We start from the raw sequence: 23,656 nt of genomic DNA on the forward strand, positions 1-23,656 counted from the left end.
GGTCATGAGCATCCTTGACGCCGAGATCGCCCGCCTCGATGGCACCCCGGCCACCCTGCGCGACCTGACCGGTGGCAAGCCGGCACTGCTGGTGAACGTCGCCAGCAAGTGCGGGATGACGCCCCAGTACGAACAGCTCGAGGCGCTGCAGCGCGACACCGACGGCTTCACCGTGGTCGGCTTCCCGTGCAACCAGTTCGGTGGCCAGGAACCCGGCACGGCCACCGAGATCGCAGAGTTCTGCAGCGCCACGTACGGGGTGAGCTTCCCGATGTCGGAGAAGATCGAGGTGAACGGCCAGGGCCGCCATCCGATCTACACCGAGCTCACCGCCGATGCCGGCGACATCACCTGGAACTTCGAGAAGTTCGTGGTGCGCGCGGACGGCACGATCGTGGAGCGGTTCGGCCCGAGCACCCGACCCGACGACACGGCCGTGACCGAGGCGATCGCCACCGCCATCCGGGACTCCTGACCGCAGGCACGACCCGCACCGCGGATTGAGTCCATGCCATGGCCATGCCATACTTGTGGCATGAAGGTCAGGCTGAGTACCACGGTGAACGAAGACACCTTGCGGAAGGCGCGTGAGGTCGCTGGCGGTGGGACCGATGCCGCCATGGTCGAGCGCGCGCTCCGTGCGTTGATCGCCGAACAACGGGCGGTTGAGATCGACGCCTCGTACGACGCCTACGTCGAGCTCCCGCCCGACACCCCGGACGAGTGGGGTGATCCGGCGGAGTTCAACGCTCGGGCCGTGCGGGCCGTCGGAGAGCGCCGGTGAGACCTGGCCCACCCGGGACGGTGGTCCGTGGCGAGGTGTGGTGGTGCGACCTGGAGGGGATTCCGCGTCGCCCGGTCGTCGTGCTGTCGCGAGACCAGGCGATCGTACGGCGTCGCCTGTGCGTGGTCGCGCCGTGTACGACGACGATCCGCGACCTGGCCACCGAGGTGCTTCTGGAGCCGGGCGACGATCCGGTGCCGAAGGTGTCGGTGGTCAACTTGGACAGCTTGGCGGAAGTGCCGGTCGCGTTGCTCACTGAGCGCTTGGGACGCCTGTCAACCGGGCGGATGGCGCAGGTCTGCGAAGCGATGGCGATGGCGATGGGTTGTGGCCACTGACCTCCCAGCTGTCACGTGACGATGCGGAAGCCCTGCCAGGGGCGAGTTGACCGGGCGACTGGCCGAGGTCGCGGCAGCCTCGGAGTGGATGGCCTCGGTCTGTAGCGGGCCCTCCTGCTCGCGCGCTCCGGTCTGCTCGCGGACCGTTGCGCCACGACGAACCGCGAGTGCCTGGCCGACCTCGAGCTCCTCGTCGGGACAGCCGCGGACGAACGCGTGGTCGACGTCGGCGACCGGATCACCGCCGGGGCGCTGTTCGCCGGTCTGGATCTGGGGCTGTAGATCGTCGAACGGGAGCAGGGCACCGCGGCCGCCGACGCGATCAGCGCACAGGCCGCGTATGCCCGACACGAACGTACGTGGCTCGACCCGCCGATCGCGGTGACATCACCTGGCGCTTCGAGAAGCTCGAGGTGCACGCCGACGGCAAGATGAGCCGACCCGCTGCGGGCGCGTTGATCATGCTCACCACCGGTCCCTACAGTGGGTCGGTGAGCACGTACGAACTCAGTGCGGCCGGGGTGGCCGCGGCAACCGCGACGCTGGCCCCGCACCTCGAGCTGACGCCGTTGGACCACTCGCCGCGGCTCAGCGCCGACGTCGGCGCACCGGTGTACCTGAAGCGCGAGAACCGGCAGCTCACGCGGTCGTACAAGGCGCGCGGCGCGTTCCACCTGATCAACGGGCTGTCCGAGGCCGAACGTGACCGGGGCGTCACCTGCGCCAGTGCCGGCAACCACGGGCAGGGGGTCGCGTGGAGTTGTGCTCGGCTGGGCATCGCCGGCCGGGTCCACGTCCCGGCCAGCACGCCGCGGCAGAAGCGGGAACGGATCCTCACCCTGGGCGAGGGCCGGGTCGAGTTGATCATCTCCGGCAGCACCTACGACGAGGCCAGTGCGGCGGCGCAGGCCGAGGCCGAGGCGTACGGCGCGGTGTTCGTCCATCCGTTCGACGACGTCCGCACCATCCTCGGTCAGGGCAGCCTCGCCCCCGAGGTCGTCGAGCAGTGCCGGGCCCGGACCGGACGTGATCCGTACGCCGTCGTCGTCCCGGTCGGTGGTGGTGGCCTGATCGCCGGTATGTCCTTGTGGCTCAGGGAGAACTGTCCCGAGACCAAGATCATCGGTGTCGAGCCGGCGGGTGCGGCGAGCATGACCGCGGCGCTTGCCGCCGGCGGCCCGGTCACCCTCGACACGGTCGACACCTTCGTCGACGGGACCGCCGTCGCCCGGGTCGGTGCGCTCACGTACCCGATCGTCCGTGACCTGGTGGACGAGGTGGTGACGGTCGCCGAAGGTGCTGTCTGCACGGAGATGTTGAGCCTCTACCAGGTGGAGGGCATCATCACCGAGCCGGCGGGCGCCCTGGCGAGCACGGCCGTACGACTCACCCGCGACCCGGTGCCGACGGACGCGCCGGTCGTGTGCATCGTCTCCGGCGGCAACAACGACGTCAGCCGCTACTCCGAGATCGTCGAGCGATCCCTGCTGCACGAGGGATTGCGCCACTACTTCCTGGTGACGTTCCCGCAGGAACCGGGGGCGCTGCGCCGCTTCCTCGACGAGGTGCTCACCGCCGACGAGGACATCGTCACCTTCGAGTACGTGAAGAAGAACAACCGTGAGACCGGGCCTGCGCTGGTCGGCATCGAGCTCTCGCGAGCCGGCGACCTGGCGGCCCTGCTGGAACGGATGGACGCCAGCCCGATCCGGATCGAGCAGGTCCCACCCGGCTCCCCCCTGTTCGCCTTCCTGACCTAGGCGACTCGCCTTCCTGACCTGAGGTGACCTGACCAGCCGGGCAGAATGACGGCCATGCGATCACTCAACTTCTCCGATGCCTCGGGCCACGTCCAGGCGTTCTCGGGAGACGGACTGCAGGACGCGTTCGACGCCTTCTGGGCCTTCATCGCCGACCACCGGACCGACGACAACACCACGTTCCACCTCGCCGACGCCACGAGCGGTGAGGTGCTGGTGCTGCTGTTCGGCTCGCCGTTCTGCTGCCGGGTCACGGGGTCCGGGGATGCGGAGCAGTCCGAGTTCCGCATCACCAAGGAGCCGGGTGATCTGCAGAACCTCACCCGCGGCTTCCTCCGTCGCGGGTTCGCCGGCCTCGAGCGGTACGGCCCCTGGTTGCCGGACGCGGACACCGCCATGGGGGAGCTCTACCGACTCGAGTTCGACCGGTCGCCCCTGCGTCGGACCCATCCCCGTGAGCTGCGGCGTCGGCTGGACCTGCTGACTCGGATCGACGGCCGCGAGCCGCGAACCACCGACGACGGCACCACCCACTACGCGTACTCGACCGGCGAGGGCGACACCGTCGATGCGTGGTTCGCCTCCGCCGGTCGCGGGCTGGTGGTCATCTTCGACCACACGAGTGCGTTGGCCACCTCCGACGCCACGGTCCTCACCGCCCGGTACGACGGCGTCCCGGCCGACCTGCTCGATCTGGTGCCGCGGGACTCCGCCGGCGGCAGCCTGCCTGCGGCCACCGGTGTCTTCCACTTCTCGGCTCCGTGTGCGATGTCGGCCGGGCTGGTTTCCCAATTGCAGCAGGCAAGACTACCGATCGCCGCCACCGGGGTGGAGCGACTGCTGGACGGATTCCTGACCTCGGCCGACCTCACCCCCGATGCGGTGGCAACCGCCGGTCCGTGGTGGACTCGGGACCAGATCGCTCGCGGGTTCTCCGAGGCTCCCACGACCGCCCCCGCACCGTCGCCGGTGACCGACCCCGCCGAGCGGGCGGCGATCGACGGGTTCTGCAAGATCTGGGCCGACTCGGGCTACAACGATCCGTGGGGCGTGCACCACATCTTGTTCGACAGTTACAGCCTGGAAGAGGTCGGTCCGCAGCGCGACGAGCTCCTCCAGTTGGTCGAGACCATGGGTCTCGAGCTCGTCGACACCCCTCCCCGAGCAGCCACCGGCGAGGTGTGGGTCCACACCGATCCCCGGATCGACGCCGAACTCGAGCACTGGGCCTGACCTGGCCGGGTTCGCCACCTGTGGGGCGGCGCGTGCTCAGAACAGACTGTCCTGCAGCTGCGGTACCTCGGTGACGTGGTCGCCGAACCGGATGCGGTGCCCGACCAGCGCCGACAGGTCCACCGCCCAGGTGGAGTCCGGGTCGCCGTGGAGCCGGACCAGCCCGACCGGTCCCCAGCAGGCCTCGACGGTGAACCCGTGGCTGCCGTCGTCGAGGGATCCCGGGTAGGGCCGCAGGGTCAGCCCGGTGAGGGTCTCGGGGTCTCGCGGGTTGGGCCAGGGCTCGGCCAGTGGTTCGGCGCCGGGCACGTCCGCGAGTACCTGCCGGGCCCGGGCGACGGTCTCCGCGTGCTGTCGGACGACGGCGGCCGGGGACACCGGACCGGCCAGCCCGGCCACCTTCGCCGCGGGGCGGACCACCTGGCCGATGCCGCTGACCGTGCTGACCCGGTCCTCCCACTCGCGGACCTCGATGCCGTCGGTGGCCAGTCCGATCCAGTGCGCGACCAGCGCCCCCTGCTCGTCGAGCCGGGCGTGCTTGCGGTCGTCCACCGCGGTCCCGACCTTGTGGGCGCCACCGGCGAAGGTGGCGACGTACAGCCAGTGCGGCCGCATCACGTGTTCCCGGAGGGCGGGCTCGGGTGGGTACCGGCTGCGGTGCACGATGTGCAGCCACCGCCACGGATCGGACTCGGTGCAGCGGGGGCACCGCCGACCCCGGGTGACGGTCGTGCCGTCCGGGCAGGGAACGTCGTCGCCGTCGAGGCTCGGCACACCCAGGCACCACCGCGTCGCGTCGACGGTGAAGCCGACCACCGCCCCGGGCGAGAGGGTGACTGTACGGGACTCGGTCACCAGCGCACCGACGGTGGTCGCACTGCCGACCGTACGGACCAGTTCACCGGGTGCGTGGGTCGTCGTCACCGGGCCAGTGTGCCCGGCTCACATCCGGTTCGGTGATGCTGTCTGTTCGATGATCCAGTCCGAGGAGTCCTGCCGGTACAGCAGCACGATCGCGGCCGTGCCGATGGCCAGGCTCAGGGTGGCCAGCACGCGGGCCGAGACCGGGGCCGGGGTGAACAGCGCGTAGATGAAGATCAGCACCGAGATCACGTAGAAGACGGTGGCCACGATCCGGGCCCAGCGGTGGCCCTTGTTGTTCGCCCACGCCATCCAGAGCCACAGCACGGCGTAACCCAGCCCCGTCAGCAGCGTGACCGTCATCGCCGCGTTGACCGACGAGTTGACCAACTCGGGGGTCGGCTCCAGCCCCTGAGTCTCGAACTGCTCGGCGGCCACTCGGCGCAGCTGGTCTGTGTTGGCGAACACCAACACGCCCTGCACCACCGAGACGATCGCCCCGAGGATCATCAGCTGGACGGCGATCCTGGTGGTGCGGGGTCTCGCCATGGTGGGGGGTGGTTGCGACGCGGTTCGGTCGGTCGGTCGGGGAGTCGGGGCTGACGTCATTGGGCGGCCTCTCATCGGGGTACAGCGGAGAACGATGCCAGTGAGTCGGGCGGGCCGCCCCGTCATCACGACATGGATGTGCCTCCGCAGCACCAGTGAGATCGAGGTTGTCCACAGCCTTGTCCACGGTCGGTGGAGAACTACAACAATGGCATTCGCCCGCCCGCCCTGCCGGGCAGGGGGTCGCGTGTGATGGAATTGCCCGAAGCGAAGGATGTTGCGCCAAGCGGCGGTGGATTCCGGGATCCGGAATCGCATCGAGGTGGTCGGCGCGAGCAGCCAGGGCCGGCAACAGCGCCGCACCCGTTGCGGGCACACCTGCCGCGGGCCACGGCGTGAGACGGGTCCGTGCCGTTCTCGCCCGACCGCAGGACCACCGCAATGATGAGAGGGAGCGCACCTCAGATGAAGCGACGCAGTACCGCGCTGGCGCCGCTGGGCACCAACAGTTCAAAGGATGGCAGTCATGCGGGCACGCGAACTCGCGGCCGAGGTACCCACCGTGATGGCGGGCGACCCGGCCACGCATGCAGTACGGGTGATGGTGGACGAGAAGTTGCCGGGCCTGGTGGTGATCGACGCCGACCGGCGGCCCCTGTTCGTCCTGCCGGGCAGTCAGGTGTTGCGGATGCTGGTGTCGCACTACGGCGGGGACACCGCGCTGGCCAGGACCATCGACGAGGAGCACGCCGACCAGTTCTGGCGGGAGTTGGGCGTACGCGCGGTCACCGAGTGCGTGCCCCCCGAGAAGGTCAAGCTGGCCGAGGTGCCGGCCGATGCCACCCTGCTGGAGGTGGCCATCCTGATGTCACGGTTGCGCTCGCCACTGGTCGCCGTGGTGGATCGCGACCGACGGCTGGTCGGCTGCATCACGCTGAACGCCCTGCTCGACGCCTTGGCGCTGCCCGACAGCTGAGCCGACACCCCGGGGCGGGCTGATGCAACCGGTCCTCGCCCTCGTCATCTTCGGCATCGCCTTCGGGTTGATCGCCACCGAGAAGGTCAACAAGGTCCTGGTGGTCCTGGTGGCCTCGGCCGCGATGGTCGTCACCGGGATCGTGCCCGGCACCGACGTCTTCTACAACCAACACGCCGGCATCGACTGGAACGTCATCTTCCTGCTGCTCGGGATGATGATCATCGTCGGCGTGCTGAAGCAGACCGGCCTGTTCGAGTACCTCGGCATCTGGGCGGCGAAGAAGTCACGCGGGCAGCCGTACCGGTTGATGGTGATGTTGATGTTGATCACCGCGATCGCGTCGCCGATCCTCGACAACGTCACGATCATCATGTTGGTGGTGCCGGTCACCATCGTGGTCTGCAACCGGCTCCACATCCCGGCTCAGCCGTACATCATCGCCGAGATCCTGGCCTCGAACATCGGCGGTGCCGCCACCCTGATCGGTGATCCGCCCAACATCATCATCGCCAGCCGCGCCGGGTTGTCGTTCAACGACTTCCTGATCCACATGACCCCGATCGTGGTCGTGGTCTTCGCCCTGTTCGTGGTGTTGACCAGATTCCTGTTCCGCAAGGAGTTCCAGTACCGGCCGGAACACGCCGACGCGGTGATGGTGCTGCAGGAGCGCCGAGCCATCACCGACGGTCGGTTGTTGATCAAGAGCCTGGTCGTGCTCGGGCTGGTGATCGTCGGGTTCACCCTGCACTCGGTCCTGCACGTCGAACCGTCCATCGTGGCGCTGATCGGCGCGCTGGTGATGGTGCTGGTGACCAGGTGCGACGTGAACGAGGTGCTCGCCGAGGTGGAGTGGCCCACCCTGGTTTTCTTCTCCGGGCTGTTCATCATGGTCGCCGGGCTGGTCCACACCGGCGTGATCGAAGCCATCGGCAACTGGGCGGTCGGCATCGTCGGTGGCGACTACTTCGCCGCCGCGACCGCCCTGGTGTTCGGCTCCGCCGCCCTGGGTGCGTTCTTCGACAACATCCCCTACACGGCGACGATGGCCCCGATCGTCGACGGCCTGATCACCTTCGGTGCCGACTCACGCGACGGACGGGCCCTGTGGTGGGCGTTCGCCCTCGGCGCCGACTTCGGGGGCAACGGTACGGCCGTGGCCGCCAGTGCGAACGTGGTCGGCATCGGCATCGCAGCCCGCTCCGGACATCCGGTGAGTTTTTGGCACTTCACCAAGTACGGCATCGTGGTGACGATCTTCTCCACCGTGATCGCCTGGGCGTACGTGGCGGTGCGGTACTTCGTGCTGGGACTCCCCGGCTGAGGTCTGCCCGAACTCCGGCCTTGGTGCTGGGTCAACCGCGGTGCTTGAGCCGGCCACCGGGCATTGGCGGTGCCGGGATCGGCGGCAGGTGATCACCCACCGGGATGCCGTACGGCCCGGGCGCCATCAGCTGCGAGTCGGCCACCACGCCGTCAGCGTCGCGGAGCTGGGCCTGCCATTCCTCCCGGTAGCGCACGATCTCGTCGTGGTCGCGGCCGATGAAGTTCCACCACATCACGATCGACTCGCCGAACGGCGGTCCGCCCAGCATGATCAGCCGGGCCCCTGCATTCCCATCCTGCCCCGAATCCCCACTGTGCAGGGAGATTCGTTCGTTGCCCGGGGCCAGGTAGCCGAGCTCACCGGCAACCAACCGCTGGCCGGCGGCGGTCACCGTACCGTGGTCGACGAGGAAGCCGAGCTCGAAGTCGGCCGGCACGTCGGCGACCAGCTCGGTGTCGGGGTCGAGGGTGATCTCGGCCCCCAGCAGCGGGGTGTCGGTCGCCACCGGTGAGGTACTGCCCAGCAGGGACCCCAGGAACACCCGGGCGGTCCAGCCGTCCCCGGTCACCGGCTCGGGCACGTGGTGGTCGAAGCGGCGCTCGCCGTGCCGGGTGTGCTCGGGCGAGACCACCCACAGCTGCACCCCGTGCAACACCGTGGTGTCGGCGGTGGACACCTCGGAGTGGCTGATCCCCGCGCCGGCGGTCATCAGGTTGAGCTCGCCGGGCCGCACCATCGCGTGGTTCCCGGCGCTGTCGCGGTGTTCGACGGTGCCGGTGAACAACCAGCTGACGGTCGCCAACCCGGTGTGGGGGTGCGGTGCCACCGACATCCCGCCGGTGACCGACACCTCGTCCGGGCCGTAGTGGTCGGCGAAGCACCACGCCCCGATCAGCGACCGGTCCCGCGACGGCAGCGTGCGCCGGACCGACATCGCCCGCAAACCGCCGAGCGGCACCTCGCGCGGCACCAGGACCTGCACCGGTTCGGTCGCCCCGCCGGCCTCGCACTGCACCTCTGCCGGGTGCTCCTCGACATTGCTCACGGCCCCATCCTGCCGTAGCACCACCCCTGACGGACACCCCAGGGCGGCCGTCGGCAACGTAACAATCCGGTATGAAATCGCTTTTCGGACGGGGGCCCACCCCACGGCCCCCGCGGAGGTTGTTAGCTTGGTTGCCCGTACAGACGACGACGTGAACCGGAAGGTGTCCCGTGCAAGAGCTGAATCGGATGACCCAAAACATGAGTAGCACCCGCCGCAATTTCCTGCGCGGGTCGATCGGGGCTGGTGGTCTCCTACTTGCACCGGCTCTGCTCGGCGCCTGCCAGCAGACCGAACCCGGCACCGGGGAGCCTCAGGGCGGCGGCGAGGGCGAGGAAGCCGGCGGCCTGTTGGCACAGCTGCAGGAAGCCGGCAGCGTTCGCATCGGCTTCGCCGGTGAGGAGCCGTACGGCTTCGAGGAGGGTGGCCAGCCGACCGGGTCCTCCCCGGCGGTCGTCGGCTACATCTTCGAGCAGCTCGGCGTGCCGGAGATGGAGGCCACGGTGGCCGAGTTCGGCTCGCTGATCCCGGCCCTGAACGCCGACCGCTTCGACGTCGTGGCCGCCGGCATGTCGATCCTGCCGGAACGTTGTCAGAACGCCACCTTCTCCGAGCCGGTGTACGTCGGCTCGACCGCAATCATGGTCAAGGAGGGCAACCCGATGAACATCACCGACCTCGAGTCGGTGGCCGCCGCGGGTGACTTCACCCTCGGCGTGATGACCGGTGCGGTGGAGCGCGAGTTCGCGATCGCGGCCGGTGTGGCGGAGGGCTCGATCCAGACCGTGTCCACCCAGCAGGACGGTCTGGACCAGATCAAGGCCGACCGGCTCGACGGGTTCTGCCTGACCAGCGCCTCGCTGAACTGGCTCGCCGACAAGAACGAGGGCGTCGAGGTCACCGACTCGTTCGTCCCCGTGGTGGACGGCGAGGAGCAGGCCGGTGCCGGTGGCGCAGTGTTCCGGCAGGCCAACCAGGACCTGGTCACCGCCTTCAACGAGGAGCTCAAGAAGCTTCACGAGGACCAGGCGAAGTTCCTCGAGTTGATCAGCCCGTTCGGGTTCGACGAGACCGCGGTCCCGCCGGCCGATCTCACCACTGCTGACCTCTGCGCAGCTGGCTGACGGTGACGTCGCGGTGGCCCGACTCGTGCGGGTCGGGCCACCGGTCACCGTACTGATGCGATGTTGGATTTTCTGGAGTCCCTCCGGTTCAACGCACCGGAGCTTGCCGAGGGCCTGCTCGTCACCGTCCAGCTCACCCTGGTCGGCGCTGCCGGAGCTTTGCTGCTGTCGTTCATCTTCGGGCTGATGTCCCTGTCGGGGAACATCGTGCTGCGCGGCATCTCACGCGTGATCGTCGAGTTCTTCCGCGGTACCTCCCTGTACGTGCAGATGTTCTGGCTGGCGTTCGCGCTGCCGATCCTGGGCTACAAGCTCGACGTGTTCTTCTGCGCCGTGGTCGCGCTCGCGTTGAACTACGGGGCGTACGGCTCCGAGGTCGTCCGGGGCGCCATCACGGCCGTGCCGAAAGCGCAGTGGGAGGCGACGGTCGCCCTGAACATGTCGCCCCTGCACCGGATGCGCCGGGTGATCATGCCCCAGGCCTGGGTCGGGATGATCCCGCCCTTCAACAACCTGCTCATCCAGTTGATCAAGAGCACCCCACTGGCGGCGCTGATCCTGGTGTTCGAGCTGTTCTACCGGGCCAATCAGCTCCGCAGCTCGACCGGCAACACCGTCGCCACCTATCTGATGGTGCTGATCGTCTACTTCCTGCTGGCGTACGTGTTCACCCTCGCGATGAACGCCTTGGAGGCGGCGGCGAGCGCCCGGCTCGGCCGGGCCGGCAAGCCCAGCCTGCGACAGCTGTTCCGTACGCACTCCAGCGACGAGGCCGCCGCCGACGAGGTCGCCGCGGCAACCACGGCCCCCAAGCCCGCCGCAGAGTCGGAGAAGGTGCCGGCCGACGCCGGCCCCGGGAGCCGACCGAACGGGGGTGATCCCCGATGATCTGGGACTGGTCACTCGTCCGCGAGGCCCTGCCCCCCATGCTGCGGGGCTTCGGGATGACGATCCTGGCCACCATCCTGGCCACGGTCGTCGCCCTCATCCTCGGCCTGCTGATCGCGATCGTCCGGCGCTCGGCGCCCCGGGTGATCTCGGTACCCCTCGGTGCCGTCGTGGAGTTCATTCGCAGTACGCCGCTGCTGGTCCAACTGTTCGCCGTGTTCGTGATCTTCAACCAGCTGACGGCGTTCCAGGTCGGCATCACGGTGCTCGGCATCCACTACGCCACCTACATGTCGGAGGTCTACCGCGCCGGCATCGACGGGGTCCCCAAGGGACAGTGGGAGGCCGCCACCGCACTGTCGATGTCGCCCTCCCGCACGTGGACGGCGGTGGTGATGCCGCAAGCGGTCCGCGCGATCCTGCCGGCGATGGCGAACTACGCGATCTCGATGTTCAAGGAGACCCCGTTCCTGGCCGTCATCGGCGTCGCCGAGATGGTCTTCGAGGCCGGCGAAGTCGGCTCGTTCCACTTCCGATTCCTCGAGGTCTACACCATCGCGGGCCTGCTGTTCCTGCTCGCGAGCTACCCGACCTCGCTGCTCGCCCGACGACTGGAGAAGCGCCTTGCCAACTGATCAGAACCCGGCCCCCCAGCCGACCAACCCCGAGCCGACCGATCCCGAGCCGACCAACCCCGTCGACGACCGGGAGTTCGTGCCGGCCGACCCGGATGCACCGCCGGCGGTCCAGTTCGACCAGGTGGTGAAGGCATTCGGCAAGAAGGTGGTGCTCGACCACCTCGACTTCACCGTCGCCCCGGGCGAGCGGGTGACCCTCATCGGGCCGAGCGGCTCGGGCAAGACCACGATCCTGCGGTTGGTGATGACCCTGGAGCGGGTCACCGACGGCGTCATCTCCATCAACGGCCGGCCGTTCAGCCACATGGAGTCCGCCAACGGCACGTTGGTGAAGGCATCGGAGACCTACCTCCGCAACGCCCGTCGCTCGATCGGGATGGTGTTCCAGCAGTTCAACCTGTTCCCCAACATGTCGGTGATCGAGAACGTGATCGAGGCGCCGGTGCACGTGTTGAAGACACCCAGGGCCCAGGCGGTGGACCAGGCCCGGGAACTGTTGGACATGGTCGGCCTGGCCGACTTCGCCACCCAGCACCCGACCAAGCTGTCAGGTGGTCAGCAGCAGCGCGTCGCGATCGCTCGGGCGCTGGCGATGCAGCCCGAGATCCTGTTGCTGGACGAGGTCACCTCGGCCCTGGACCCGGAGCTGGTCAACGACGTGTTGAACGTGCTCCGCGACATCGCGAACTCCACCAACATCACGATGCTGATCGTCACCCACGAGATGCAGTTCGCCCGCGACGTGTCCAACCGGGTGCTGATGTTCGACGCCGGCCAGGTGGTCGAGGAGGGCCACCCCGACAAGATGTTCAGCGACCCCAGCGAGGAGCGGACCAAGTCCTTCCTGAAGGCCGTGCTCTGAGCGACGCCACAGGTGCTCCGGTTCAAGCCTGACGCCCGTGGTTTCCGCTCGTGACCTCGGCAGGCCGGTCCTGATCTGCCGCTCCACCGGGCCGCGGTGGCACGGGTGGGTTCTCAGCTTGGCGGACCGGCGGCGCGAGGCGTGACCTTGGTGGCCGGTGAAGAAGGGCGTCTGAGCGACACAGGCGACACATACGTCCAGCTGTGTCGCTGTGGCGCCCATCGTTACGACACCTCGGCCCCTGGCGACGCCCAACGCTCCCGCGGGAACGTTCTCGGCCTGCCGAGTGGGCGGTTTGTGAGGTCCGGCTTCGCCGAGTGGGGGGTTGGTGAGGTCCGGCTTTGCCGAGTGGTCAGTTGGCGAGGTCCCGCCCCACCGAGTGGGCGGTTGGCGAGGCGAATCTCTCGTTGCCGCCTCTCCGACTGCCCGTTCGACGACCCGCACGACCCGCACGACCCGCTCAACGGCGGTACGGGGGCTCCGGCAGCGGGACCGGCGTCGGGTTCGCACTGACCCACGCCACCGACCACTCGGTCAGCAGGTCGAGGTCGGCCTCGTCGTACTCACCCCGCCGCAGGCTCGGCGAGAGCTCGTCCACCCGACCCAGTTCGTCGGCAGGCAACGGATTCCCCGACCGTACGTGTGAGGCGAAGGCTTCCACCATTGCCCGGAATCCGGCGTCCCAGTTGGCACCGCCGTTGCCGAACAGCTCGTGTCCGACCCGACCGGCGATCCTGATCACCTCGCCCTGGACGGTCGCCGCCGCCCCCGTGGGTGGTACCAGCCGGTCCCACAGGTCCTCGAACTGGTCGCCGACGTCGTCGCCCTGCGGGACGATCTGCGAGGTGCCGTCGTGACGGACGTGAGCCGCCACCGGGGTGACGTCGAACAGGCGGTAGAGGGTGTCCAGCGCGGCATCGGCCGCGGGGATCCCCTCCGGGGCGAACGCCTCCCGCATCGACTCGAACTGCCGGCCGAGCCGCTCGACCTGGGCGGTGTGGGTCGGGGTCGGCTCCATCCCGACGGCGAGTGCGATCTCGGCGATCGCCGCCGTGTTGGTCAGGTCGATGTTGGAACAGCTGGCGAACGCGTCCCGCATGGTCCGGGTCGCCTGCCGACGCGCCTCGTCCGGGTCGTCGATCCGGTCCAACAGCACCCGGAACACCCCCGGCGAGTGGAACCGCCCGGCCAGCTCGAACGCCTTGCCCGCTTCGGGATCCGCGCCCAGGTCGAGCAGTGTCTCGGTCTGCTCCACGTTGTCGGCCGTGACGTGGCTGCTCAGGGCCGTCCGCCCGTACTGGTCGGTGAAGTCGACGTCGAGCCCCTGACCGACCAGCCACCGCATCAGCTCGGACGGACACTCGTACAGCCCGAGGGCCGACTGCCCACCGCGTCGGTCACGGGCGCCGAGTTCGTGGTTGTCGTACACCGCCGTCACGGTGGCCATGTCGCCGTCCCGCAACAGGCTCCGGAACCCCTTCGGCAGCAGCTTCTTCTTCTTGGCCATCCCCGCTCCAGATCCGCCGTCGACCGCACCTCCGGTCGGCCCGGGCACCATCTTGCCCCGGCCCGGTGCCAACCGGAGCGGGACCCCTCAGCCCAGCAGTTGGGCGAAGGGCACCACGTCGTCGTACGGGTCGGCCTGCTTGCGTTGCGGGCGCGACATGATCAACTCGGCGAGCTCGCCACCGGCACGGCGGATCCGCTCGGTCGGGCCGGCCCCCGAACCCCAGTCACCGGTCGCGGCGAACACCCCCGTGGGCGCGGTCCACGTCCGCAGGTGGGTGAAGATCGGCCGCAACGCGTACTCCAGCACCAGCGAGTGACGTTCGCTGCCGCCGGTCGCGCCGAGCAGCACCGGCTTGCCGGTCAGGTCGTCGGGGGTGAACAGGTCCAGGAACGACTTCACGATCCCCGAGACCCCACCGTTGAACACCGGGTTCACCACGATCAACGCGTCGGCACCGATCACGGCCTGCTTCGCCGCCAGCAGGGCCTCGGACTCCATCTGATTGACCAGGGCGCGGGTGGTGTCATGGGCGAGCTCCCGGAGCTCGAACACGGCCACCTCGACCTGCTCCTCACGCAGCGCGAGCGATTCCCGTACGGCATCGGCCAGCCGGTCCGCGAGCAACCGCGAGGTCGACGGCTGCCCCATCCCACCGGTCAGCACGACGAGCTGGTGTGTGGTCATCAGTTCCCTTCCTTGGCCCGCAGCAGCGCCTTGGCCGCCTCGAGCGGATCGTCGATGCCCTCGGTGACGGCATCCAGTTCGTCGGCCGGCTCGGCCGGCGGCTGGGCCAGCTGGGCCGCGAGCCGTCCGGCGTGGGTCGGTGGTGCCGGGAAGTCGGCCGGCGTCCGCAGCTCCCACTCGTGCCGCAGCTGCGGCAGCACCTCGCCGAGCAGGTCGAGCTGCTCCAGCACGGTCTGCAACGGCAGGCCGGCGTGGTCGATCAGGAACAGCTGGCGGTGGTACGGGCCGAACGTCTCGGTGAAGCCGAGGGTCCGGTCCACGAACTCGTCGGGGCTGCCGACGGTCAGCGGCGTCTGGGCCGTGAACTCCTCCAGGCTCGGGCCGTGGCCGTACACCGGGGCGTTGTCGAAGTACGGGCGGAACTCCCGTACGGCGTCCTGCGAGTTCTTGCGCATGAAGAACTGGCCACCCAGCCCGACGTAGGCGTGCTCGGCCCTGCCGTGCCCGTAGTGCTCGTACCGCTTCCGGTAGAGCGCGATCAGCCGCTGGAAGTGGTACGCCGGCCAGAAGATGTGGTTGGCGAAGAAGCCGTCACCGTAGTACGCGGCCTGCTCGGCGATCTCGGGCGACCGGATCGAGCCGTGCCACACGAACGGTGGCACGTCGTCCAGCGGCCGCGGGGTCGCGGTGAAGCCGTGCAACGGCGTGCGGTGCTTGCCTTCGGCGTCGACGTTCGCCTCCCGCCACAGCCGGTGCAGCAGGGCGTAGTTCTCCACCGCCAGCTCGATGCCGTCACGGATGTCGCGCCCGAACCACGGGTAGACCGGGCCGGTGTTGCCGCGGCCCATCACCAGGTCGATGCGGCCGTCGGCGAGGTGCTGCAGGTACGCGTAGTCCTCCGCCAGCCGCACCGGGTCGTTGGTGGTGATCAACGTGGTCGCGGTCGACAGCATCAGCCGCTCGGTCTGCGCGGCCAGGTGTGCCAGCAGGACCGTCGGGTTCGCGGGGGCGATGAACGGCGGGTTGTGGTGCTCACCGGTGGCGAACACGTCCAGTCCGATGTCCTCGGCCTTCTTCGCGATCTCGACGGTGGCCTTGATGCGCTCGTGCTCGGTCGGCGTGCGGCCCGTGGTCGGGTCGGTGGTCACGTCACCGATGCTGAAGATGCCCACCTGCATGATTGCTCCTCAAAAGATTGACGATTCAACCATATCAACAGGGGCGCCGGACCATCTATTCCCACCCACCGCCCGGCTGTCGGCGCGAGACGGCTCAGGCACCGAGCTCCGCGGGGTCAGGCTCCGAGCTCGCCCATCACATGGGCACAGGCCGAGGTGATGTGCTCGGTGATGCAGACCTCGGCCCGATCGGGGTCCGCGGCGTTGATCGCCGCGATCAGCTCGCCGTGCTGTCGATGGGCGACCTTCAGCCGCGCGGTCACCGCCACCCGCTGCCGAGTGGCCTGGATGCGCTGTTGCACCCGCCTGATGGCTTCGGTGAGCTCGGGATTGCCCCCCATCCGACTGATCTCACAGTGCAGTTCGAGGTCGAGCTGCAGGAACGGGGTGGGGTCGGCCTCGGTCAACGAGCGGCTCATCGCCCGGTGCAGCGAGCGCAACCGGTCGCCGGACTCGTCCGAGGTCGCCGCAGCGCGGGCTGCTGCGACCTCGAGGATCAGCCGGAAGTCGTAGAGGTGCTGCACCGCCGCCGGCGCCAAGGACGCCACGATCGCGCCCCGCCGGGGCACGACCTGGACGACCCCGTCGGCCTCCAGCAGTCGCAGCCCCTCGCGGACCGGGGTCTTCGACAGCCCGAAGTGTTCCGACAACGGGATCTCCCGCAATCTGGTGCCCGGCGGCAGTGCGCCGGTCCGGATGGCCTGCAGCAGGGCGTCGCGGACCTGCTCGGCCAGGCTGCCACCTGGGGTGAGCGCAGGGATCTCCAGTTGGGGCGACGTCATGGCGTCATTATTGCCGAACCGCTCGCCGCCCAGCGCCGGACACGGTGTGCCGTCCACCGGGACGCCCGACCAGCGGTCACCTCACCCGCGGCTGCTCGACTCAGGGCTGCTCGACTCAGGGTTGCTCGACTCGTGGCTGCTCGACTCATGTCGCCGCCAGTGCCGTCACCAGCAGCCAGAGCCCGCTTGCGGCCGAGACAACCGCGATCGGCAGCACCATGCGCTCGGTGGCGACCCGCCGGTGGATCGCCACCCCGGCGAGCGTGCCAGCGAGCATGGCCACCGTCGCCACGATCAGCAGCCAGGGATCCAGCAGCGACACGGTGGCCTCCGAACCGGTCGGCAGCACCAGCACCGCCAGCGCCATGATCGTCGCGACCACGGCGTGCAACAAGGTGGCGGGCAACGCCGTGGCGAGGCTGATGCCGAAGGCGAGTAGCACCGGGATCGTCACCAGCGGGCCGCCGACACCCGCGAGCACGGTCGCCGCACCCGCCACGGTGCCGGCCAGCACCACCACCAGCGGGGTCAGTCGGTGCAACCGTCGCCGGGTGGGTTGCTCGACCACCCGAGCCCGCGCCCGACGGTTGACCATGATCAGCACGGCGGCCGCGATCACCGCGACGCCGAGCACGGCGCGCAGGGTGACCTGGTCCACCCTGTCGACCATCAGCCGGGCGAGGATCACACCGGGTGCGGTGCCCAGGCACAGCAATCCGAAGTAGCGCCACGGCGATGGCCCGGTGTGGTGACGCAGGTGGAGTCCGGCGGCCAGGGCGGCCGGCAGCAGGGTGCTCGCCAGCCCGTGGGCGACCGCGGTCGGCGCCGCCATGGCGGTGAGCCCGGCCAGGGCCGCGGGGAGCAGGAAGCCGCCGTACCCGGTCGATCCGAGGCCCGCACCGATCGCGAGGCTGACCAGGGCCACCAGCAGCACCGTGATCAGCCCGAACTCCGACCCCGCGAAGGTCACGGGCAGTCCGGCTGCATGAGTCGGCTGACGACGGCATCGAGATCGGCCACGTCCGCCGGACCGAGCTGCGGAAAGGGACCCCGTACGCGAGGGTTGGCGATCACACCGGCTCGGGCCAGCAGCAGCTTGGTCATGCCGATGCCCAGTCGGGGGGTGCTCGTCACCCGGATCAGCGGGTGGTGGCGATCGAACAGCGCGACCGCGGCCTCGCGGTCGCCGGCGTGCCACAGGTCCCAGATCTTGCGGTAGACCTCAGGCATGATGGCGCCCGGCATGGTGCCCACGATGCCACGGGCCAGCTCCTCGGGCAGCCAGGTGCCGGCCTGTCCGCCCAACATCGCGAGGTGGTTGCCGACCCGCTCGCCGACCTCGGCCATGGTGGTGGGCGGGTGGGCGGTCTCGATCTTGGCGAAGCCGATGTTCGGATGGGGTGCGAGCTCGTGGTACACCGCCATCGACAGGGCCACCCCGTGCCATCCGGGATTGTCCTGGATCATCACCACCGCTTCGGACGCATCGGCCGCTGCCAGGAAGTAGCCGCACAGGGCCCGGTCGTCAGGCCGGCCGATGCTGGGGGGCATCACCATCAACACCGCCGCCCCGGCAGCATGCGACGCGGCGGCGAGACCGGCCACCGCCTCGGGGCTGACGTGGCTGCAGCCGGCAACCAGCGGGACCCGTCCGGCCAGGTGGCCCGCCGCCCGGCGAATGACGGTCAGGCGCTCGTCATCGGTGAGGGTGATGGCCTCACTGGCCATCCCGAGCACCGCGACCCCGTCGACGCCGGCCGCGACAAGACGATCAAGAACGCTGTCGAGGGAGTCGAGGTCCAACTGCCCCGACCCGTCGAACGGGGTGGGGGCAATGGGCACCAAGCCCTGCAGCGCAATCATCAACAGCTCCTTGCCACGTTGAGAAGAATTTGGAATATGATACACAAAGCGTAGACGCGTCTCGGCCACCGTTCCCCGAGCTTGTCGAGGGGGGGCATCTCGACAAGCTCGACGGGCGTTGGGACACGCTCGACAGGCATCAGGCTCGACTCCAACAGGAAGAACGTGCGTCATGATCATCACCGAGGTCGAAGTCAGCCACGTCCGGATCCCGTTCGCCGATCGGGTGCGCGGCTGGGCCGAGCTGGACGTTCCGCAACTGCGTGACCTGCAGGTGGTCCGACTGCTGACCGACGATCCCAACCTTGTCGGGATCGGCGAGCAGCCGTACGTCCACCAGGTGACCAAGGCCGGCACCGTGTCCCAGGTGATCGGGCGGTCGCCGGCGGAGGTCCGGGGGTGGGACTGGCTGGGGCGTGCCATCCAGATGGCGGCCCACGACCTGCTCGGACGGCAACTCGGGGTGCCGGTGTGGCAGCTGCTCGGCGCCCAGTGCCATCGCCGCACCGTACCGGTGTCGTGGTGGAGCTCCAGCCTGACGCCGCGTGATCAGTGGGCCGCCGAGGCCAGGGCGGCTCACGACGCGGGTTACCGCACCCACAAGATCAAGGCCTATCCGTGGATGGACCTCCCCGAGGTTGCCCGGAAGATCGTGGCGGAGGTCGGCGATGGCTACAGCCTCGACCTCGATTTCAACGGAATGCTGCGCACGCGGGGGGAAGCCCTGTCGGTGCTGCAGCCGCTCGCCGACCTGCGGGCGGTCGGCATCCTGGAGAGCCCCTGCCGCATCGACTCGACCAACGATCTGGTGGCCGTACGCGATGCCCTCGCCCGCCCGCTGGCCGAACACTGGCGGGCGCCCTGGAGCCGTCAGCTGCTGGAGTCCGATGCCGTCGATGGGTTCGTGTTCGCCACCGACGGCGTCACCGAACTGATGCAGCAGCTGGCCGTCGCCGACCACTTCAACAAGGCTGGCTGGCTGCAGATGCTGGGCACCGACCTGACCACCACGTACGCCCTCCACCTCAGCGCGGCCGGTCCGGCGGCCCGGTGGCCGGTCGTCACCTGCGCCATGATGTTGGAGCACCCGCTGGTGACGGACCCGATCACCATGGCCGACGGGGTCGCGGAGGTGCCGATGGCGCCCGGTCTCGGCGTCGAGCTCGACCCCGATGCGCTGGCGCGCTACACCGTGACCGGGTCCGAACCCGCTCCCGCGCCGCCGCGCCACGTGTTGTCGGTGGGCGATGCGCTGGGCGAGATCCGGCATCACCGCAGCTTCCGGTCGGCCTGGCTGGAGGCGCGCAACATCGGCTGGGGGCAGGTGCGAGCGGCCGAGCCGTACCTGTCGGTGCGACTCGACGACGGCACGAGCGACTTCGATGCCGCATGGCAGGCCGCCGAGGCCTGGTTGCCCACCGCCGGCGCCTTCGATGGCTTCCGACGTTGAGCTCTGTCCGGCGTTGAGCTCTGTCCGGCGTTGTGGCCGGCTCAGCCGGCTTGGTCGTGGTAGGCCTCGAGCACCCGGGTCGGGATGCGGCCACGGTCACTCACCTGGTACCCGTTGTCGCGCGCCCAGTCACGGACCGCCTTCACCTGCTCCGGATCGGTGCGCGGACTCGACCGGCGGGGCTCGATGCTCGACCGCGTCGTGCCGGGCTCCCGCTCGGCGTTCTCGACGTACGGCGCGAGCGCCTCGCGGAACTGTCGGGCGCTCTCGCGCCCCAGGTCGATGGTGTAGGACACCCCGTTGACACCGAACCGGATGGTCTCGCCCTCCCCCTCCGGGAGGACCTCTCCGGTCATGTCGTCGATCAATTGCGTGATGATCTGCTTCGCCATGGTCTTTCCAACCTCTCAGGCCATCTTCTGGTGAGCCCGCTCATTGCCCTGGCAAGCCCGATTCCCGGGCAAGCCCCATTCCTGCACAGCGCCGCCGGGCACACCGCGACCAGCCCCTCCACAGGCAGTCAGCGCCGAGCGTAGCCGCATGGTGGTGCCATTCGTGCCGACTTTGGCTGATGTGTCGACTTTGTCGCTGACGAGTTTCTCGGACCTCGGTCGTGACAGCATCGGACGATTCGAGAAACTTTCTCCCGAGGTGCTGTCGACGGGACCCGATCCCGTTCGTCTCCCTCACGTCAACCACCCGACAACGAAGGAGACGACCATGAAGTACATCTTGTTGGTGATGGGGTTCCGCGAGGGCGAGGGGATGCCCGTACCGCCGACCACCGGTGAACCCAATCCGGAGGAGTTCGACGCGTACGTCCGGGAGACCGAACGGGCCGGCGTCAGCGTCGACTGGGGCGTGGCGGGGCCGTACGAGGAGGGCACCAGCGTGCAGGTCGACCCGACCGGCGAGCGGCTGGTCACCAACGGCCCGTTCGCCGAGTCGCGCGAATACCTCGGCGGCTGGAACCTGATCGACGTCCCCGACCTGGACGCCGCCCTCGAGTGGGCCGGCAAGCACCCTGGCGCCAAGTACGGTCGGATCGAGGTCCGGCCCTGGATGAAGTTCTGAGGGTCGCCGAGGTGCCGACGTGAGGCTGGGACGACGATGACGACAGGGCCGGTGGGACCGGCGGGGCCGGTGGGACCGGCGGACGATCCGCTGGGTCAGGTGTTCCGCGAGGAACGCGGCCGCCTGCTGGCCCTGCTCGTCTCCCGGTTCGGCGACTTCGACCTGGCCGAGGAGGTCAGCGCGGAGGCCTTCCTGGCCGCCGCCGAGAGCTGGCCGCGGACCGGGGTCCCCGACCATCCGCTGGCCTGGTTGGCGACCACCGCCCGGCGCAAGGCGCTCGACCGGATCCGGCGTGACGCCGTGCTCGCCGGAAAGCTCGCCCTGCTGCACGCCGACGCCGACCCGCGACGCGCGCCGGACCCGTTCGGCCCGGCGACCGACCCGGCCACCGCCGGTGAGGCCGACCACGAGCACCTGCCCGACGACCGGCTGCAGTTGTTCTTCGCCTGCTGTCACCCGGCCCTCGACACCGCCACCCAGACCGCCCTGACCTTGCGGTACGTGGCCGGACTCAGCACCGAGGAGATCGCCACCGCCTTCCTCGTGCCGACCGCGACGATGGCGCAACGGCTGACCCGCGGCAAGCGCAAGATCGAGCGCAGCCGGATCCCGTTCCGGGTGCCCGGGCCCGACGAGCTGGCCGAGCGGCTCGGCCTGGTGCTGCACGTGTGCTACCTGGTGTTCTCCGAGGGCTACGCCGCCACCGACCACACCGACCTGGTCCGCGACGACCTCGCCGACGAGGCCGTCCGGCTGGTCCGGATCCTGCACCGCCGACTCCCGGGCGACCCGTCGGTCACCGGCCTGTTGGCGCTGATGCTGCTCACCGACGCCCGTCGCGCCGCCCGGGTCGACGCGTCCGGGGTCGCGGTGTCGTTGGCCGATCAGGACCGCCGCCGCTGGGACGCCGACCTGATCGCCGAAGGCGTACGGCTCACCGAGGCCGCGCTGCGGGACCACCCACCCACCAGCTGGTCGATCCAGGCCGCGATCGCCGCGGTGCACGACGAGGCCGCCACCGCCGAGGCGACCGACTGGCTGCAGATCCGGCTGCTGTACGACATCCTGTACGGCCTGACGCCGGTGCCGGTGGTGGCGCTCAACCGGGCGATCGCGGTCGGCTGGGCCGACGGGCCCGAGCGCGGGCTGGCGCTGCTCGACGAGCTGGCCGACGACCCGGGGCTGGCCCGCCAACCGCACTGGTACGCCGCCCGCGGCCACGTGCTGGCACGACTGGAGCGGTACGCCGAGGCGGCGGTGGCGTACGGGCGCGCCGCCGACCTGGCCCGTACCCCGGCCGAGGTCGCCCACCTCAGGGCCCGCGCAACCGCGCTGTCGTGATGACCGCGCAACCGCAATGTCGTGATGACCGCGCGGCCGCGTACGACTTCGTCTGAGGTACCTCAGACAGCCTGCCTCAGCTGATGACCGCAGAAAATCAGCAGATCGTCTGATGTGCGGGAGGGGGATGGGCCGCCCCCTTCATTCGGTCCGGTCGCTCTGTGAGTCGTCGGTTTCGATTTGATGGGTGCACTGCCGAGCGTACTCGGCCGGGGGTAGGTAGCCGAGCGATGAGTGCCGACGCTGATGGTTGTACTCGGTCTTCCAGTCGCCGATCACGACCTGAGCGTGCAGCAGTGAGTAGAAGCTGTTGATGTTGAGACACTCGTCGCGGAGGCGGCTGTTGAACGATTCGACGTATCCGTTGTGCCAGGGCGAGCCGGGCGGAATGTAGAACAGGCCGGTGCGGGTACCCGCCCAGTCGGCCATCGCGTCGCTGATGAACTCGGGCCCGTTGTCGCTGCGGAGCACACCCGGTGCTCCGCGGACGGCGACGAGCTCTTCGAGGTGGGCGGTGAGCCGGTCGGCGGTGATCGACCGCTCCACGAGCCCGCCGATGCATTCGCGGGTGTGCTCGTCGACGATGGAGCAGATCTTGATCGGGCAGCCCCGCTCGTCGGCGTCGAACTGGAAGTCCACACCCCATACGAGGTTCGGTGCGACCGCCGCCGGGGCGTCGACGGTCGAGGATCCGACACGCTTGCGGCGTCGCCGCTGCGGGACGCGGAGGCCTTCGGCTCGCCAGAGGCCTTGGATCTTCTTGTGGTTCACCGCCCAGCCCTCACCCCGGGCGTCGTGATACGCCCGCCGGTACCCGTAGCGGGGATGCTTCTTCGCCCACGCGCGCAGCCAGTCTCGCAACGCGCGATCAGGGTCGGCGACCGTGTCGCCCTTGAGCGGGCGACGGTACGCGGACCTGCTCAGCCCGGCCAGACGGCACGCCATCCGCTCGCTCACCTGCAGTGTCCTGATCAGGTGCGAGACGGCGGCGCGGCGCCTGCCCGGGCCTAGAAGTTTCCCTCGGCCAGCTCCTTGAGCGCGGCCTTCTCCAGCTCCGCTTCGGCCAGCAATCGCTTGAGCGTGGCGTTCTGCTTCTCCAGCTCCTTGAGACGCTTCGCGTCGTCGGCCTTCAGTCCGCCGTACTGGTTACGCCACCGGTAATACGTCTGCTCGGATATCCCAAGCTCCCGACACACCGCGGCGATGTCGCTGCCGTCGGCGAGCATCCTGTCGGCCTGCCCGAGCTTGCGGACGACCTGCTCCGGGGTGTGACGCTTCCTGATGTTCGACATGATCTGACCAGTCTCCCTGCCCGCAACCACGGGCGACAGGACGACTCCCAGAACCACCGGACCTACAAAACGGGGTCAGCCCAGGGACTCAGCTGCA

25 protein-coding genes are annotated in these 23,656 nt (G+C 69.3%); 14 read left to right on the forward strand and 11 right to left on the reverse strand.

Annotated elements, in window-relative coordinates; genetic code table 11:
* Nucleotides 1–4 precede the first annotated feature (4 nt).
* The 5 genes from ACQBAU_RS00195 to ACQBAU_RS00215 all read left to right on the forward strand — a co-directional run bounded on the left by ACQBAU_RS00195 (nucleotide 5) and on the right by ACQBAU_RS00215 (nucleotide 4,115).
* The gene (locus tag ACQBAU_RS00195; RefSeq protein ID WP_465257157.1) at nucleotides 5–475 is read left to right on the forward strand and encodes a glutathione peroxidase; all 471 of its coding nucleotides are present in this window, start codon (nucleotides 5–7) and stop codon (nucleotides 473–475) included.
* A gap of 60 nt (nucleotides 476–535) precedes the next feature.
* A complete protein-coding gene (locus ACQBAU_RS00200) occupies nucleotides 536–784 on the forward strand; it encodes a hypothetical protein (RefSeq protein WP_434551411.1) in 249 nt (82 codons plus the stop codon).
* A complete protein-coding gene (locus tag ACQBAU_RS00205; protein ID WP_434551412.1) occupies nucleotides 781–1,122 on the forward strand; it encodes a type II toxin-antitoxin system PemK/MazF family toxin in 342 nt (113 codons plus the stop codon). The genes ACQBAU_RS00200 and ACQBAU_RS00205 overlap by 4 nt, the downstream gene beginning before the upstream one ends.
* A gap of 359 nt (nucleotides 1,123–1,481) precedes the next feature.
* The gene (gene ilvA / locus ACQBAU_RS00210; RefSeq protein WP_465257156.1) at nucleotides 1,482–2,882 is read left to right on the forward strand and encodes a threonine ammonia-lyase IlvA; all 1,401 of its coding nucleotides are present in this window, start codon (nucleotides 1,482–1,484) and stop codon (nucleotides 2,880–2,882) included.
* Nucleotides 2,883–2,936: 54 nt separating this feature from the next.
* Nucleotides 2,937–4,115, forward strand: coding sequence for a DUF6357 family protein (locus ACQBAU_RS00215; RefSeq protein ID WP_434551414.1), 1,179 nt, complete (start codon nucleotides 2,937–2,939; stop codon nucleotides 4,113–4,115).
* Nucleotides 4,116–4,151: 36 nt separating this feature from the next.
* On the opposite strand, the gene ACQBAU_RS00220 is transcribed toward ACQBAU_RS00215, so the two are convergent.
* Together ACQBAU_RS00220 and ACQBAU_RS00225 are read right to left on the reverse strand one after the other, a co-directional pair.
* Nucleotides 4,152–5,039 (reverse strand): hypothetical protein, encoded by an 888-nt coding sequence (locus ACQBAU_RS00220; protein ID WP_465257155.1) that lies wholly within the window; start codon nucleotides 5,037–5,039, stop codon nucleotides 4,152–4,154.
* A gap of 18 nt (nucleotides 5,040–5,057) precedes the next feature.
* Nucleotides 5,058–5,525 (reverse strand): hypothetical protein, encoded by a 468-nt coding sequence (locus ACQBAU_RS00225; protein ID WP_465257154.1) that lies wholly within the window; start codon nucleotides 5,523–5,525, stop codon nucleotides 5,058–5,060.
* 526 nt (nucleotides 5,526–6,051) lie between these two features.
* Here ACQBAU_RS00225 and ACQBAU_RS00230 point away from each other — a divergent pair.
* Both ACQBAU_RS00230 and ACQBAU_RS00235 read left to right on the forward strand, forming a co-directional pair.
* The gene (locus ACQBAU_RS00230; RefSeq protein ID WP_465257153.1) at nucleotides 6,052–6,501 is read left to right on the forward strand and encodes a CBS domain-containing protein; all 450 of its coding nucleotides are present in this window, start codon (nucleotides 6,052–6,054) and stop codon (nucleotides 6,499–6,501) included.
* 22 nt (nucleotides 6,502–6,523) lie between these two features.
* Nucleotides 6,524–7,825, forward strand: coding sequence for an ArsB/NhaD family transporter (locus ACQBAU_RS00235; RefSeq protein WP_465257152.1), 1,302 nt, complete (start codon nucleotides 6,524–6,526; stop codon nucleotides 7,823–7,825).
* 31 nt (nucleotides 7,826–7,856) lie between these two features.
* Here ACQBAU_RS00235 and ACQBAU_RS00240 read toward each other — a convergent pair whose 3' ends face one another.
* Entirely contained in the window at nucleotides 7,857–8,873 is a 1,017-nt protein-coding gene (locus tag ACQBAU_RS00240; RefSeq protein WP_465257151.1) for a pirin family protein, read from the reverse strand.
* Nucleotides 8,874–9,073: 200 nt separating this feature from the next.
* Here ACQBAU_RS00240 and ehuB point away from each other — a divergent pair, with 200 nt between their 5' ends.
* Genes ehuB through ehuA form a run of 4 tightly spaced genes read left to right on the forward strand, consistent with a single transcriptional unit; the run spans nucleotide 9,074 to nucleotide 12,385 of the window.
* Nucleotides 9,074–9,997, forward strand: coding sequence for an ectoine/hydroxyectoine ABC transporter substrate-binding protein EhuB (ehuB, locus tag ACQBAU_RS00245; protein WP_465257150.1), 924 nt, complete (start codon nucleotides 9,074–9,076; stop codon nucleotides 9,995–9,997).
* 60 nt (nucleotides 9,998–10,057) lie between these two features.
* Nucleotides 10,058–10,885, forward strand: coding sequence for an ectoine/hydroxyectoine ABC transporter permease subunit EhuC (ehuC, locus tag ACQBAU_RS00250; RefSeq protein ID WP_465257149.1), 828 nt, complete (start codon nucleotides 10,058–10,060; stop codon nucleotides 10,883–10,885).
* Nucleotides 10,882–11,520: an ectoine/hydroxyectoine ABC transporter permease subunit EhuD gene (gene ehuD / locus ACQBAU_RS00255; protein ID WP_465257148.1), complete on the forward strand. Its 639-nt coding sequence runs from the start codon at nucleotides 10,882–10,884 to the stop codon at nucleotides 11,518–11,520. The genes ehuC and ehuD overlap by 4 nt, the downstream gene beginning before the upstream one ends.
* Nucleotides 11,510–12,385 carry an ectoine/hydroxyectoine ABC transporter ATP-binding protein EhuA gene (gene ehuA, locus ACQBAU_RS00260; RefSeq protein WP_465257147.1) on the forward strand — a complete coding sequence of 292 codons (876 nt, stop codon included), beginning with the start codon at nucleotides 11,510–11,512 and terminating at the stop codon, nucleotides 12,383–12,385. The genes ehuD and ehuA overlap by 11 nt, the downstream gene beginning before the upstream one ends.
* A 460-nt stretch (nucleotides 12,386–12,845) precedes the next feature.
* Here ehuA and ACQBAU_RS00265 read toward each other — a convergent pair whose 3' ends face one another.
* The 6 genes from ACQBAU_RS00265 to ACQBAU_RS00290 form a co-directional block, all read right to left on the reverse strand.
* The gene (locus ACQBAU_RS00265; protein WP_465257146.1) at nucleotides 12,846–13,892 is read right to left on the reverse strand and encodes a hypothetical protein; all 1,047 of its coding nucleotides are present in this window, start codon (nucleotides 13,890–13,892) and stop codon (nucleotides 12,846–12,848) included.
* 87 nt (nucleotides 13,893–13,979) lie between these two features.
* Nucleotides 13,980–14,579, reverse strand: a complete 600-nt coding sequence (locus tag ACQBAU_RS00270; RefSeq protein WP_465257145.1) for a CE1759 family FMN reductase — start codon at nucleotides 14,577–14,579, stop codon at nucleotides 13,980–13,982.
* Nucleotides 14,579–15,757, reverse strand: coding sequence for an LLM class flavin-dependent oxidoreductase (locus ACQBAU_RS00275; protein WP_465257144.1), 1,179 nt, complete (start codon nucleotides 15,755–15,757; stop codon nucleotides 14,579–14,581). The genes ACQBAU_RS00270 and ACQBAU_RS00275 overlap by 1 nt, the downstream gene beginning before the upstream one ends.
* Before the next feature lie 116 nt (nucleotides 15,758–15,873).
* Entirely contained in the window at nucleotides 15,874–16,539 is a 666-nt protein-coding gene (locus ACQBAU_RS00280) for a GntR family transcriptional regulator (protein ID WP_465257143.1), read from the reverse strand.
* A gap of 145 nt (nucleotides 16,540–16,684) precedes the next feature.
* Nucleotides 16,685–17,509: a sulfite exporter TauE/SafE family protein gene (locus tag ACQBAU_RS00285; RefSeq protein WP_434551428.1), complete on the reverse strand. Its 825-nt coding sequence runs from the start codon at nucleotides 17,507–17,509 to the stop codon at nucleotides 16,685–16,687.
* The gene (locus tag ACQBAU_RS00290; protein WP_465259425.1) at nucleotides 17,506–18,471 is read right to left on the reverse strand and encodes a dihydrodipicolinate synthase family protein; all 966 of its coding nucleotides are present in this window, start codon (nucleotides 18,469–18,471) and stop codon (nucleotides 17,506–17,508) included. The genes ACQBAU_RS00285 and ACQBAU_RS00290 overlap by 4 nt, the downstream gene beginning before the upstream one ends.
* A 103-nt stretch (nucleotides 18,472–18,574) precedes the next feature.
* Between ACQBAU_RS00290 and ACQBAU_RS00295 the strand changes: the two genes are divergently transcribed.
* On the forward strand, nucleotides 18,575–19,852 hold the full coding sequence (locus ACQBAU_RS00295) for a mandelate racemase/muconate lactonizing enzyme family protein (protein ID WP_434551430.1): 1,278 nt from the start codon (nucleotides 18,575–18,577) through the stop codon (nucleotides 19,850–19,852).
* Between the two features lie 41 nt (nucleotides 19,853–19,893).
* On the opposite strand, the gene ACQBAU_RS00300 is transcribed toward ACQBAU_RS00295, so the two are convergent.
* A complete protein-coding gene (locus ACQBAU_RS00300; protein WP_434551431.1) occupies nucleotides 19,894–20,244 on the reverse strand; it encodes a histone-like nucleoid-structuring protein Lsr2 in 351 nt (116 codons plus the stop codon).
* 328 nt (nucleotides 20,245–20,572) lie between these two features.
* Between ACQBAU_RS00300 and ACQBAU_RS00305 the strand changes: the two genes are divergently transcribed.
* On the forward strand, nucleotides 20,573–20,926 hold the full coding sequence (locus tag ACQBAU_RS00305) for a YciI family protein (RefSeq protein WP_434551432.1): 354 nt from the start codon (nucleotides 20,573–20,575) through the stop codon (nucleotides 20,924–20,926).
* 69 nt (nucleotides 20,927–20,995) lie between these two features.
* A complete protein-coding gene (locus ACQBAU_RS00310; protein ID WP_465259426.1) occupies nucleotides 20,996–22,267 on the forward strand; it encodes an RNA polymerase sigma factor in 1,272 nt (423 codons plus the stop codon).
* Between the two features lie 141 nt (nucleotides 22,268–22,408).
* Here ACQBAU_RS00310 and ACQBAU_RS00315 read toward each other — a convergent pair.
* A protein-coding gene (locus ACQBAU_RS00315; protein ID WP_465259427.1) for an IS3-like element ISPfr10 family transposase occupies nucleotides 22,409–23,559 on the reverse strand; the annotation gives its coding sequence in 2 pieces (ribosomal slippage) (nucleotides 22,409–23,289 and nucleotides 23,289–23,559; 1,152 coding nt in all).
* Nucleotides 23,560–23,656 lie beyond the last annotated feature (97 nt).

It is taken from the genome of Carbonicoccus niuqiaonis, from assembly GCF_050157065.1.
In the GTDB taxonomy this organism is placed as follows: domain Bacteria; phylum Actinomycetota; class Actinomycetes; order Propionibacteriales; family Propionibacteriaceae; genus Avipropionibacterium.

What these genes read in the sequence shown, in the direction of transcription:
- ACQBAU_RS00305 (WP_434551432.1), top strand. Translation starts at nt 20,573, where the DNA reads ATGAAGTACATCTTGTTGGTGATGGGGTTCCGCGAGGGCGAGGGGATG.
- ACQBAU_RS00225 (WP_465257154.1), bottom strand. Translation starts at nt 5,525, where the DNA reads ATGGCGAGACCCCGCACCACCAGGATCGCCGTCCAGCTGATGATCCTC.
- ACQBAU_RS00270 (WP_465257145.1), bottom strand. Translation starts at nt 14,579, where the DNA reads ATGACCACACACCAGCTCGTCGTGCTGACCGGTGGGATGGGGCAGCCG.
- ehuC (WP_465257149.1), top strand. Translation starts at nt 10,058, where the DNA reads ATGTTGGATTTTCTGGAGTCCCTCCGGTTCAACGCACCGGAGCTTGCC.
- ACQBAU_RS00215 (WP_434551414.1), top strand. Translation starts at nt 2,937, where the DNA reads ATGCGATCACTCAACTTCTCCGATGCCTCGGGCCACGTCCAGGCGTTC.
- ACQBAU_RS00195 (WP_465257157.1), top strand. Translation starts at nt 5, where the DNA reads ATGAGCATCCTTGACGCCGAGATCGCCCGCCTCGATGGCACCCCGGCC.
- ACQBAU_RS00275 (WP_465257144.1), bottom strand. Translation starts at nt 15,757, where the DNA reads ATGCAGGTGGGCATCTTCAGCATCGGTGACGTGACCACCGACCCGACC.
- ACQBAU_RS00235 (WP_465257152.1), top strand. Translation starts at nt 6,524, where the DNA reads ATGCAACCGGTCCTCGCCCTCGTCATCTTCGGCATCGCCTTCGGGTTG.
- ehuB (WP_465257150.1), top strand. Translation starts at nt 9,074, where the DNA reads ATGAGTAGCACCCGCCGCAATTTCCTGCGCGGGTCGATCGGGGCTGGT.
- ACQBAU_RS00200 (WP_434551411.1), top strand. Translation starts at nt 536, where the DNA reads ATGAAGGTCAGGCTGAGTACCACGGTGAACGAAGACACCTTGCGGAAG.
- ACQBAU_RS00300 (WP_434551431.1), bottom strand. Translation starts at nt 20,244, where the DNA reads ATGGCGAAGCAGATCATCACGCAATTGATCGACGACATGACCGGAGAG.
- ACQBAU_RS00265 (WP_465257146.1), bottom strand. Translation starts at nt 13,892, where the DNA reads ATGGCCAAGAAGAAGAAGCTGCTGCCGAAGGGGTTCCGGAGCCTGTTG.
- ACQBAU_RS00230 (WP_465257153.1), top strand. Translation starts at nt 6,052, where the DNA reads ATGCGGGCACGCGAACTCGCGGCCGAGGTACCCACCGTGATGGCGGGC.
- ehuD (WP_465257148.1), top strand. Translation starts at nt 10,882, where the DNA reads ATGATCTGGGACTGGTCACTCGTCCGCGAGGCCCTGCCCCCCATGCTG.
- ACQBAU_RS00280 (WP_465257143.1), bottom strand. Translation starts at nt 16,539, where the DNA reads ATGACGTCGCCCCAACTGGAGATCCCTGCGCTCACCCCAGGTGGCAGC.
- ACQBAU_RS00295 (WP_434551430.1), top strand. Translation starts at nt 18,575, where the DNA reads ATGATCATCACCGAGGTCGAAGTCAGCCACGTCCGGATCCCGTTCGCC.